Here is a 12,212-nt window from a genome sequence, read left to right on the forward strand (position 1 = left end):
AAAAGCGAAACGCTGGAAATATCGCGTTCTCGTCGTCTTCGTGATTTACATATAGGCAGCGGCTGCAATGGCCCCAAGTCAGGAACTCCCTACCTTAGGTAGTAGCGGCCAAATCGCGCCAATGCCGCGCGATCTGGCCCTATTGATGTGATGTAGGTGCGCAGATGCGCTGCCCTTTCAGCTAGAAAGTCCGGTTGAAACCAAAGCGCCCTGGATGCCCGTCAAACCAGATCAGCCAGCTTGAGCCTTTGGATTTTCCCGGATGGGCCTTTGGGCAATTCACTCAGGAAATGGATCGTGTCCGGGGATTTGAACGCCCCAAGGCGTTCGCGGCACAAAGCGATCAGTTCGGATTCGGACAGGGTTGATCCGGGCCTGACGGCGACCGCCGCCTCCACTGTCTCGCCATAGCTTTTGCATGATCGCGCGAACGCGGCGGCTTCGATGATGTCCGGTTCTGAATACAGCACCTCGTCGATCTCGCGCGGGGCAATGTTCTCTCCGCCCTTGATGATCAACTCCTTCAGCCGTCCGGTGACAAAGACATATCCGTCTTCATCCACATGCCCCAAATCTCCGGTGCGCAGCCAGTCGCCTGCAAAAGTATTCCGGGTCGCATCGGGATTGTTGAGGTATTCGACCATGACGTTGGGGCCACGGATCGCAATCTCGCCCTCTTGCAGGGGGTGCGGGTTTCAGGTCGGGGGTGAGGATGCAGACCTCGTTCCCATAGCCGATCCCCGGCGATCCGATCTTGCGGACGCCCGGCGGCAGCGGGTTCGACAGGATTTGAGCGGCGGTTTCGGTCAGGCCCATGGTTTCCACGATGGGCACTTTGAAACGCTCTTCGAAGGCTGACTGCGTTTCCACGGCAAGTGCCGAGGATGCGGAGCGACCGAACCTGAGCCGGTTGCACACGTCGGGGCTGGGGTCCGTACTACTATGCAGCAAATGGCTGATGATTGTCGGCACCACCGAGAACCACGTGACCTGCGCCTCATCGGCCTGATCCCAGAACTTGCTGGCCGAGAATTTGGCCGTCATCGCAAGGGATCCACCTGACACAAGCGCGCCCATCATCGTCACGCAGAGGCCGTTGATGTGATAGATCGGCAGAACGCAGAACCCCCGGTCTTTCGGGGACAGTTCATGCGCGATGGCCGTCGTCCACCCACCCGCCAGCAGGCTTGCATGGCTGTGCACAACACCCTTTGGCTGGCCCGTGGTGCCCGACGTATACATCAAAAGCGCATGTTGATCTGCCGTGAAATCCGGGATTTCCGCCTTGTTTTCAAGCATCTCAGCCGAGATGACCTTCAGACCTGCAGGTGCTGTTTTGCTGATCGCGTCCATCTGGCTGTCATGCACAAAGGCAAAACGCGCCCCGCTGTGATCAAGCGCATAGGCAATCGCATCCGGCCCGGCGGCAAGGTTGATCATCGTCGTGCGGAATCCGCCATAAAGCGCGGCGTAAAGGGCAAGCACGCCGTCCCTGCCATTGGGATGGACAATGGCAACACTTTCACCCTGCGCAATCCCGAGGCCCACCAGACCTCTTGCCATATCGCGGACCGTATCGCGCAGGCTGCGCCATTCGAGTGTTTCGCCCGTCTCGGGAAAGACGATCGCGACACCACCGCTTGCGGCACGGGCATCCAGCCAGTCCTTTACCGTGCCGCCCGGCGGCTCAGCCCTGTCAAAGATCATTTACCGGCCTCATTCCAATAGTCGCCAAAGATGTCTTCGATGGCCGGTTCGTTGGCAGGTATTTCGCGCACGATCTTGGTGGTCTGCATGAAGTGCCGCCAGTGCAGGTTCGTGTCGATCGAATTGCCTCCCCACGACCCGCAGCCCATGGACAAGGAGAACGGCATACCGTTCGTAAACGACCCGCCGGTGGCAAAGGTGTGCGCCTGGTTCACGATCACGCGGCTGGTTGGGATCGCCTTGGCAAGGGTCATTGGCCGGTCGGTGGTTTGCGTGTGCAGCCCGACCGAGTGACCCGCACCCTGATACATCTCGATCTCGTAAGTGATGCGCACGGCATCATCGAAATCCTTGGCGCGATAGACTGTCAGCACACGGCTGAGTTTTTCACCCGACAGCGGGTGATCGGGACCGATGCCTGTCGTTTCCACCGCGATATAGGCCGTGTTGGCAGGCACTTCATCGCTCAGCCCTAGGGCTGCGACCATCTTGTCCGCGTCCTGAGCGATGGCTTGGGGGTTGAGGTGGCCCTTGACCCAGAGTTTGGATGTGACTTTGGTTTCGTCCGTGATGAGGGCCCCACCGGTGCGCGCCATTTCGGCGGTGAAGGCGTCATAAATCGCGTCCACCACCACAACGGCGTTCTCGGACGAGCAGGACGTGGCGTTGTCGAAGGTCTTGGACGCTTTGATCTTTTCAGCCGCAGCGGCAAGGTCTGCGGTTTCGTCCACGATCACGGCGACGTTGCCTGCCCCGACGGCCAGCGCGGGTGTGCCAGACGTGTAGGCGCGTTTGACGTTGTTCTGGCTGCCAGTCACGACGATCAGGTCGGCGATCTCAAGCAACCGCTGCGTCTTTTCCTTTGAGCCGCGCCCGGGGATCATCTGGACCAGATCGTGATCAATCCCCAGCTTGTCAAATTCGGCATGGATATAGCCCAACAAGGCCTCGCATGTGGGCACGCCCTTGGGCGAGGGCGACACGACAATCGCATTGCCGCATTTGAGTGCGTTTATGATGTTGTTGGCCGGTGTCGCGCCGGGATTGGTCGACGGGACAACAGCGCCGATAATCCCGATGGGGCGGGCGATTTCGGTTATGCCTGTGGCCGCGTCATCGCTGATCACACCATAGGTCTTTGCATTCTTGATGTCGCGCATCAGGCCAAGGGTCTTGCGGTGGTTCTTGGTGATCTTGTCGGGCACATTGCCAAGGCCCGTGGTCTCGACCGCCAGTTCCGCCAGATGGCGATTGCGAGCGGGTTCCATGATGGCCCACGCGGCGGCTTGTGCCGCCCGATCATATGCCTCCTGTGACCCATTGCGCTCAAAGCTGGCCTGGGCCTTGCGGGCCTGTGCGACAATGGCCTCGACATCTGCAATCGGATCAACGGTGTTCATGTCACTGTCCTGAAAGAGGTGTGCGGCGCCCGCAACCGGGCACCGCGTTTGATTTCAAAGCCCTGCAAGCAGCTCTTCGAGGGTTTCCTGACGCGCAGCCCACATTTCAAGCACTTCATCGCGTGTCATGATGTGCATTGGTGAACCACCTGCCGCCATACGGCTCTGAACGCGCTTGTTTTCGAACATCATGGGCACGGTCGCGGCCAGTTTGTCGATGATCGGTTGCGGCGTGCCCTTGGGCACCATCACACCGCGAAAGTTGACCGACGCGTTGTCGATGTCAAAGCCTTGTTCCTTCATGGTCGGCACGTCAGGCAGGAACTCTTCGTTGCGTTCCAGATCGAAGACGCCGAGGATTTTGACATTGCCTGCCGCCTGCGCGCGGAAGGCATCAGACAGATTGTTCACACCGCCCAGCACTTCGCCCGCGATCACGGCACGCATCGCACCCGCACCACCGGCATTGTTGGGGATATAGGCCAGTTTCACACCCGCTGCCTTTTCCAGTTGAAGGGCCGCAATGTGGTGTCCCACGAACAGGCCCGCACCGGAAAAGGTCAGACCACCGGGGTTTTCCTTGGCGTAGTTGACGACGTCTTCCATCGAGTTGAAGTCGCTGTCAGCGCCCACGACAAACACCGCAGGATCCGCACCCCAGTTCGCAATCGGTTCAAAGCTGTCAGCGGAATAGGAAACGCCGCCCTCAATCGACTGTGCGATAAAGTGCGGGATGTTGTAGGCCCCCAGCGTATAGCCATCTGCTTCAGCTTCGGATGCGAACCAGTTCCATCCGACCCGACCACCGGCACCGGGCCGGTTGACGATGGCGATGGGCATGCCAAGCGCATCCTCATTGCCAGCCGTCATGGTAACGATGCGCGCCTGAAAGTCGGTCGCACCACCCGCACCATAGCTGACCATCATCATGATGGGCCGCTCAGGAAAGCTTTCATGACCGTCGGCGTAGGCCGTTCCCGTCATTGTCGCCAAGGCCAGCGCGGCCACTGCAATCCATTGTTTCATAGTATCCTCCCTAGGGTTAAGTCTGCCGTTTTTTACGGTTCAGAAGAAGATCTCTCGCGGTGTGAACACGTTCAGCAGTTGCGCGAAAAGACCGTACATGACCGCCATGAAACCGGCGGTTATCAGGATCCGTTTGCCCCAGCTTTTCAGTTCTGAATGCGGGGCCGGATCGTAAAGCGAGATCAGGATGAAGAAGGCGATTGTCGTGGCGGTGTAGAACCCCAGCGCTTTGCCTGCCCAATAGACGTAGATGATGGCGACAATCACACCGGGCAGCATGTTGCGCATCGCAGCACCACTGATGCCGTTGCCCACTTTGGTGCGCCCAAGAAGCGCCTTCACGAAGGTCCAGATCGCCAGCACCGCAAAGACCGAAGAAATCAGACGCGGAAAGATAAACGCACCCGCCGGTTCCTGGGTGAAGCTGATATAGGCGATGCTTGTGCCGACCCCCGCGATGAGGCCGGAGGCGATGATGTGCTGATTGCGGGGCAGGTCGATCATGACAGCGCCTCCTCTTTGGCGACGGCATCATCTTTGGTGGTGTAGCGGCGCGACATGATTTCCATCCAGATGGAATAGCTGATGGAGGCCAGCACGATCAGGATCAGCAGCCAGTTGAGCCAGCCGGTGAAAAAATACGTGCCTGTTCCGACTGTCGCATTTGCGATCATGGAACCTTGGATAAAGTTCGCTTCGGCGATGGGTCCGAGGATCAGGCCAAGGACCAGCGGTGCCGCCGAAAACCCGAACCGTTCAAGAAAATACATAGCAAGGCCAAGTGTCGCCATCACATAGACATCGCCCATCGAGTTCTGGACCGAATAGCTGCCAAACACGGCCAGACCCAGAACGATGGCCGCCATCACCGCGTGCGGAACGCGCGCAACACTGGCTGCAAGCCCGGCGATGTAGAGGCCGAATATGCACATCAAAAGCTGACCGATCAGCATCGAGTCGATGAAGGTCCAGGCAACCTGCGGGTAGTTGATGAACAAGTCGGGGCCGGGGAAAATCCCGTGGATCAACAGCCCCCCGAGCAACACAGCCGCCGTGGGTGATCCGGGAATGGACAGGGTTAAAAGAGGCACAAGCGACGGGCCGACCATTGCGTTGTTGGCGCTTTCGGCGGCGATCACGCCTTCGCTGTGTCCGGTCCCGAACTTTTCGCTTTCGCGGCTGAATTTCTTGGACTGGTCATAGGCGACAAGCCCCGCAATCTGCCCACCCACGCCAGGGATCAGCCCGATGATGGACCCGGTCACCGTGCCAATCGCGAGGGCCGTCTTGCGCTTGAACACTTCGACAAAGGCAAGGCGAATAGGGTGTTTCTTGACGCTGATAACTTCGGCGTCATCGCTGCGCCGTCCCTTGGTGAACATCGTGATGACCTGCGGGATCGCGAACAGGCCGATGAGGGCGGGGATGACATTGATCCCGCCACTGACAGCGGGATGAAAGATGAAACGCTGCGCGCCCATGATGTCATCAAAGCCGATGGTGGCAAGCCACAGACCGATGCAGCCCGACAACAGGCCTTTGACGACCGAGCTGGAATCAAGCGTGCCGATGACCGTGACGCCCAGGATCGCCAGCCAGAACAGATGCGATGGCCCAAAGGCAAGCGCCCATTGCGCCAGAACAGGTGTCAGGAAAATCAGCAGCAGAACACCGAACAATCCCCCGATGGCGGAGGCAATAAAGGACAATTGCAGCGCTTTGGCCCCTTCGCCCTTGGTTGCCATGGTGTGACCGTCCAGCGTCGTTGCGATATTCGCAGGCGCGCCGGGGATTTTGAGCAGGATTGCACTGACCGCCCCGCCCGCAACAGTTGATGTATAGGCAGCCCCCAGCAGGATGAGACCCTGTTGCGGCTCGAGCTTGAAGGTGAACGGGATCAGCAGGGCGACCGCCATCGTCGGCGACAGACCCGGCGTTGCCCCAAGGATGAGGCCACCGATGGTCCCAAGCAACAGCAACCCGAAGTTAATCGGGGTGAACACGTCGCCCATGTAGAACAGGAACTCCATCTGGCCCAACTCCTCCCAAACTCAGGCTTGACCCTTAACGCTAAGCGATGAAAATAGTTTTGCAAATGTTTTCATAAATCAGCGAAAGAACACACTCAGATGGTTGAAACGAAACAGAAAAAAGCGGATATCATCACCGTGGCCAAGGCCGCGCGCGTTTCGCCGTCGACAGTGTCGCGCTACTTCAATCATCCTGAATTGCTGAAATCGTCGACCCGCAAAAAGATTGATTCCGCTGTCAGGCGCACCGGCTACATCCGCAACCGGGCGGCACAGACAATTCATGGCATCCGCTCGGGTACGATTGGTGTCTTGGTGCCGACACTGGATCACGCCATCTTTGCAGAGGTGGTGCAGGCCTTTTCCGATCATGTCGCGGCGCAAGGGTTCACCATTCTGTTGGCCTCGCACGGCTATGACCTGCAAAACGAATACGCGATATTGCGCAAGTTCCTCGAACACAGGGTGGATGGGGTTGTGCTGACGGGCCTTGATCATGATGAGGCGGTGTTTCAATTGCTGGACAGTCAGAACATCCCTTGCGTGCTGATGTGGAATTATGCGGCAAACTCCCGTTACCCGTCGATTGGCGCGGACAATGAACAGGCGGGCAGGCTGATTGCCGAACACGTCCTGTCATTAGGCCACCGGCGGGTGGCTTGCATGTTCCCGCCCACCAATGGAAATGACCGTGCGCTGGCACGGCGCGAAATTGTGCTGAAAACGCTCGCAGCGGCAGGCGTCGAGGTGCCCGCCGCGTGGATGCTGACCACGGTCTACAGCATCTCGGAGTCCAAGCTGGACGCCAAACGTCTGTTTTCGCAGACAAACCGTCCGACCGCGCTGATCTGTGGCAACGACATTCTGGCAACCGGCGCGCTATACGGCGCAACGGCAAGCGGATTGACTGTGCCCGATGATGTCACTGTTGCGGGCATCGGCGACTTCAAGGGATCGTCCGAGATTGAACCCGCCCTGACCACCGTCAGGCTACCTGCGAGGCGGATCGGACAAGAGGCAGGGCGCGCCTTGGTATCGGCAATTGTCGATCCGACCGCGGGTACATGCAGCAGCCTGAACTGCGCGCCGGAGTTTGTGGGCCGCCAATCAAGTTCGGCGCCTTTGTCTTTCCGCGCTGCCATTGAGGAATGCGGCGAAAAAGACACCATGTGAAACTGCGATCATGTTTTGAGCGCAGAGCCCAAGTTACGGCATCATCCGGCCAAATCCCGAAAAGAACCGTTTTTCTTTTTCGACTGTGGCGCTAGGCTCACCCAATGCGTGTCACTGATGAGGAGAAGTCGTGCTGCACTTTGTGAGAATTACGCTGCTTCTTTGCCTGTTGGGCGCCACATCGAACGCGATGGCGCAACAGGGGCCACCCCCGGTGACGGTTGCAAATCCCGTGGTCAAAACAATCGTGGAAGACGATGAATTTGTTGGCCGTTTCGAAGCCCGGGCCGAAGTAATCGTGCGCGCGCGGGTCTCGGGGTATCTCGAAAGGGTGCATTTCACGGATGGCAGCGTCGTTGAGGAAAACCAGCTTTTGTTTTCCATCGATCCCCGGCAATTCGACACCGCATTGCGTCAGGCACAGGCCCAGATTGACGTGGCCGAAGCGACATATGCCTTTGCCAGCGAACAGTTGGAACGCGCGCAGAACCTGATCGACAATGGCAACATCCCGCAAAGCACGGTCGATCAGCGAAGAGAGGCGTTTCTGTCCGCCCAAGGGGCGCTTGAGCAGGCCCGCGCATCGCTGGAGCTTGCCAGTCTGGATGTCGAATACTCGCAGGTCCGCGCCCCGATGGCAGGGCGTATTGACCGCGCGCGTGTTGATCCCGGCAACCTTGTGTCGGCGGATCAGACTGTTTTGACGTCCATCGTGTCGGCCGATCCGATCTATTTCTACTTTGACATCGACGAGCGTTACTTTCTGGCCTACGCCCGTGACGCCCGCACACGCGGCGTTTCGCTGCAAGAGGGTGGGGGCGGCCTTGAGGTCAAGGTTACCCTGTCGGACGAAAGCATCCCGCCGATGTCCGGCTATCTCGACTTTTCCGAAAACCGCATCGACGCGCAAACCGGCACGATGCGCATCCGCGCCGTTGTTGAAAACCCTGACGAAGTGCTGACGCCGGGCCTTTTCGGGCGCGTGAATGTCCCCGGCTCTTTGCCATACGAAGGGATTTTGCTGCCGGACGAAGCCATCGTTGCCGATCAGAACCGCAGGCTGGTGATGACGGTCGATGGCGAGGGCAACGTGGTTCCGCGTGAAGTGCGGCCCGGCCCGCGCATTGATGGGTATCGCGTGATCCGCGACGGTCTCGATGGGTCCGAAGTCGTGGTCGTGAACGGTGTGGTGCGCGCCCGTCCGGGCAGCGTTGTCGCCCCGGAGATGGTCGAACTGCCCCTGATTGCGGAAAACTGAAGTGGGCCGTTTCTTTGTAGATCGCCCGATATTTGCCGCCGTCATCTCGATCATTCTGACGATTGTCGGGATCATTTCCTACACCCAACTGCCGATCGAACAGTATCCGGAAATCGCCCCTCCCTCCATCGTTGTGCGCGCCGCCTATCCCGGGGCTGATGCGGCAACTGTTGCCGCCACTGTCGCCACCCCGTTGGAACAAGAGATCAACGGCGTCGAGAACATGCTCTACATTTCGTCCTACTCCACTGCGGACGGCGCCATGAGCCTGACGATCACGTTCGAATTGGGCACGGACCTCGATGCAGCGCAGGTTCTTGTGCAAAACCGTGTCGCCATCGCCGTACCACGCCTGCCGCAAGAGGTGCGCGCCCTTGGGGTGACGACAACAAAATCCTCGCCCGATCTGATGATGGTCGTTCACATGCTGTCTCCTGACGAGACGTTTGATCAGCTTTACGTCTCAAACTACGCCCGGTCGCGGGTGCGTGACCGCCTTGTCCGCCTGGACGGGGTCGGGGACCTCATCATTTTTGGCGAACGTGAATTTTCGGCCCGCGTCTGGCTGGACCCGGACAAGCTGGCCTCGCTTGGTCTGACGGCCGGAGATGTCGTCAGTGCACTGCGCGAACAGAACGTACAGGTTTCGGGCGGTTCGCTTGGTGCACCGCCCAACAACAGTGACAGCGCGTTTCAGGTCGCCATCACAACGCAGGGCAGGTTGGAATCTCCGCGTGAATTTGGCCGGGTGATCGTGCGCGCCACCGAAGCGGGCCGTGTTGTACGGGTCCGGGATGTTGCGCGTGTCGAAATCGGTGCGCGGTCCTACACGACCAATTCCTATCTCAACAACAAGCCTGCGGTTGCCCTGGGGATATTCCAGCGACCCGGTTCAAATGCACTGGCCTCTGCGGACGAAATCATCGACGTGATGGACGAACTGGCCGCGGATTTCCCGCAAGGGCTGGAATACCAGATCGTCTACAACCCAACTGAATTCATTGAGGCATCGGTAAACGCAGTCTACCAGACGATCCTGGAGGCGGTTCTGCTGGTTGTCGCCGTCATCATCATATTCCTGCAAAGCTGGCGCACCGCCCTGATCCCCTTGCTGGCAATACCTGTGTCCCTGATTGGCACATTCGCGGTGATGCTTGCGCTGGGTTACACGCTGAACCTGTTGACGCTGTTCGGGCTGATATTGGCAATCGGTATCGTGGTCGATGACGCCATCGTCGTGGTCGAAAATGTCGAACGCAACATGGCAGACGGCATGAGCCCGCGTGACGCATCCGCCCGCACGATGGACGAAGTACAAAGCGCAATCATCGGAACCTCTTTGGTGCTGATCGCCGTTTTCGTGCCGTCTGCGTTCGTGCCCGGCATCACCGGGCAGTTTTACACGCAATTTGCTGTGACGATTTCCGTGGCTACCGTCATCTCGACACTCAATTCCCTCAGCCTGTCGCCCGCCTTGGCCGCGCTGCTGCTGAAACCGAAATCGGACAAGCCCAGCCGCAGTCCGTTGCGATTTTTGACCGGCCCTTTGACACGCGGGTTCAACCGAAGCTTTGACGCCATCACCGCAGGATACGCACGCCTTATCGCGTTTCTTGTTGGCTCGCGCGCGATGCTGGGGCTGTGTCTTGTCGTTTTTGCCGGGCTGATGGGGGCCACGTGGTGGATCAGCCAGAAGGTGCCCACCGGCTTTATCCCGGATGCGGATCAGGGCTATGCGATTGTCGTGGTCCAGTTGCCGGACGGCGCGTCGCTGGAACGCACCGATGCGGTGATGCGCAATGCGACCGAGATCGCGCTGGAAACACCGGGTGTCACCAATGCCGTCGCCTTTGCCGGATTTTCCGGTGCCACCTTTACCAACGCAACCAATCAGGGCGTGATATTCACCACCTTCGAAAGCTTTGAGGACAGGGCCGAAAGCGGTCTCGGTGCAGGGGCCATCGTCGGCCAGTTGTTTGGCCGCATGCAGGTGCTGCAAGAGGCGTTCATCATCGCCATCGCCCCTCCCGCAGTGCGCGGCGTCGGCAATGGCGGCGGGTTCAAACTGCAACTCAGGGACAATGAAACATCCGACATCGGGCGCGTTCTGGGCTCCGCATATGCGATCATGGGCGCCTCGGCGCAGTCCGACGAGGTGCAGGGCGTGTTCACCACATTCTCGGCCAGTTCACCTCAGGTGTTTCTTGAGATCGACAGGGTGCGCGCGCAGATGCTGAACGTGCCAATTGGCGCGATATTCGAGGCGCTTGCGATCAATCTGGGGTCTTCTTACGTCAACGATTTCAACGCGTTCGGGCGTCTGTTTCAGGTCCGCGCACAGGCGGATGAACGGTTCCGGCTGGAGGAGTCGGATATTTCATCGCTGCGCGTGCGTTCGGCAACGGGGGATCTGGTGCCTTTGGGCACGCTGGTGGCCATCCGTGACACGGCCGGGCCCGCCCTGATCCAGCGCTACAATCAACAGGTGTCCGTGCCCGTTCAGGGGTCGGCCGCGCCGGGCGTATCCACGGGCGAGGCGCTGATTGCCATGGAGGAACTGGCCGAAAGCCTGATCCCGCCGGGCGTTGATTACGAGTGGACGGAGCTTGCGCTGCAGGAACGAAATCAGGGCAATACCGCCGCCTACATATTCGCGTTTTCGGTTCTCTTTGCCTTCCTGTTCCTCGCCGCGCTGTACGAAAGCTGGATTTTGCCCATTGCGATCATCCTGATTGTGCCCCTGTCTGTCTTGTCCGCGCTGATTGGCGTGATGATGCGCGGGATGGACAACAATATCCTCACCCAAGTCGGGTTGATCGTGCTGGTGGGGCTGGCGGCCAAGAACGCGATCCTCATCGTCGAATTTGCCAAACAGGCGCAGGAAGAACGCGGCCTCAATCCCGCAGATGCCGCGATTGAGGCATGCCGATTGCGGTTGCGACCTATTCTGATGACGGCCTTTGCGTTCATCCTTGGGGTCGTTCCCTTGATGATCGCGACGGGTCCGGGCGCGGAAATGCGGCAGGCTTTGGGGACGGCTGTGTTCTTTGGAATGTCCGGCGTGACCTTCCTTGGATTGTTGCTGACGCCTGTGTTCTACACCGTGCTGACGTCTATGTTCCCAAAGCGCAGCTCAGCCGCAGACCGTGCAGAAGACCCCTCAAGCGCAGGGTAAGCCAAACGGACGTCTGTTGGAGCTAGCTCAGGTGCTGAGCAGGGCCTCGCCTTCTGCTCAGCTTTCTTCCAGAACCTTGCGGGCGACACGGAAACACTCCAGCCCCTGTGGTACCCCGCAATAGATTGCGATTACGTGGATGATTGCGCGAATTTCGTCCTGAGAGACGCCGTTCCTGATCGCCCCACGGCAGTGGAGTTCCCATTCGCTCATCTTGCCCAAGGCACCGATCATCGACAGGTTCATCATTGATCGCGTCTTGGCGTCGATTACATCGTCGCCCCAGCCAAAGCCCCAGCACCATGCGGTCATCGCCTCCTGAAAAGGACGGGTGAACTCGTCAGCCGCTGCCAGGTTTTTCTCAACGTATTCTGCGCCAAGCGTGGCTTTGCGTTGCTCCAGCCCTTTCAGGAAAAGGTCTTCGTCAAATGCGCTCACATGGT

Annotated in this window: 8 protein-coding genes and 1 pseudogene; 3 read left to right on the forward strand and 6 right to left on the reverse strand. The window is 59.0% G+C overall.

The window, feature by feature from the left end; genetic code table 11:
- Positions 1-221: 221 nt before the first annotated feature.
- The 5 genes and pseudogenes from ACERZ8_RS12055 to ACERZ8_RS12075 all read right to left on the reverse strand — a co-directional run bounded on the left by ACERZ8_RS12055 (position 222) and on the right by ACERZ8_RS12075 (position 6,163).
- A pseudogene (locus tag ACERZ8_RS12055) lies at positions 222-1,707 on the reverse strand (AMP-binding protein).
- A complete protein-coding gene (gene sauS / locus ACERZ8_RS12060; protein ID WP_407592428.1) occupies positions 1,704-3,107 on the reverse strand; it encodes an acylating sulfoacetaldehyde dehydrogenase in 1,404 nt (467 codons plus the stop codon). The pseudogene ACERZ8_RS12055 and the gene sauS overlap by 4 nt, the downstream one beginning before the upstream one ends.
- A gap of 54 nt (positions 3,108-3,161) precedes the next feature.
- Positions 3,162-4,133 (reverse strand): tripartite tricarboxylate transporter substrate binding protein, encoded by a 972-nt coding sequence (locus ACERZ8_RS12065; protein WP_407592429.1) that lies wholly within the window; start codon positions 4,131-4,133, stop codon positions 3,162-3,164.
- A gap of 39 nt (positions 4,134-4,172) precedes the next feature.
- Positions 4,173-4,637, reverse strand: coding sequence for a tripartite tricarboxylate transporter TctB family protein (locus tag ACERZ8_RS12070; protein WP_407592430.1), 465 nt, complete (start codon positions 4,635-4,637; stop codon positions 4,173-4,175).
- A complete protein-coding gene (locus tag ACERZ8_RS12075) occupies positions 4,634-6,163 on the reverse strand; it encodes a tripartite tricarboxylate transporter permease (protein ID WP_407592431.1) in 1,530 nt (509 codons plus the stop codon). Before ACERZ8_RS12075 ends, ACERZ8_RS12070 begins: the two co-directional genes overlap by 4 nt.
- Positions 6,164-6,262: 99 nt before the next feature.
- Between ACERZ8_RS12075 and ACERZ8_RS12080 the strand changes: the two genes are divergently transcribed.
- The 3 genes from ACERZ8_RS12080 to ACERZ8_RS12090 all read left to right on the forward strand — a co-directional run bounded on the left by ACERZ8_RS12080 (position 6,263) and on the right by ACERZ8_RS12090 (position 11,769).
- A complete protein-coding gene (locus tag ACERZ8_RS12080; RefSeq protein WP_407592432.1) occupies positions 6,263-7,336 on the forward strand; it encodes a LacI family DNA-binding transcriptional regulator in 1,074 nt (357 codons plus the stop codon).
- A 190-nt stretch (positions 7,337-7,526) separates the two neighbouring features.
- Positions 7,527-8,594, forward strand: a complete 1,068-nt coding sequence (locus ACERZ8_RS12085) for an efflux RND transporter periplasmic adaptor subunit (RefSeq protein WP_407594260.1) — start codon at positions 7,527-7,529, stop codon at positions 8,592-8,594.
- 1 nt (position 8,595) lies between these two features.
- Positions 8,596-11,769, forward strand: a complete 3,174-nt coding sequence (locus ACERZ8_RS12090) for an efflux RND transporter permease subunit (RefSeq protein WP_407592433.1) — start codon at positions 8,596-8,598, stop codon at positions 11,767-11,769.
- Between the two features lie 57 nt (positions 11,770-11,826).
- Here ACERZ8_RS12090 and ACERZ8_RS12095 read toward each other — a convergent pair whose 3' ends face one another.
- A complete protein-coding gene (locus tag ACERZ8_RS12095) occupies positions 11,827-12,207 on the reverse strand; it encodes a carboxymuconolactone decarboxylase family protein (protein ID WP_407592434.1) in 381 nt (126 codons plus the stop codon).
- Positions 12,208-12,212: the final 5 nt, after the last annotated feature.

It is taken from the genome of Tateyamaria armeniaca (genome assembly GCF_045797845.1).
In the GTDB taxonomy this organism is placed as follows: Bacteria; Pseudomonadota; Alphaproteobacteria; order Rhodobacterales; family Rhodobacteraceae; genus Tateyamaria; species Tateyamaria armeniaca.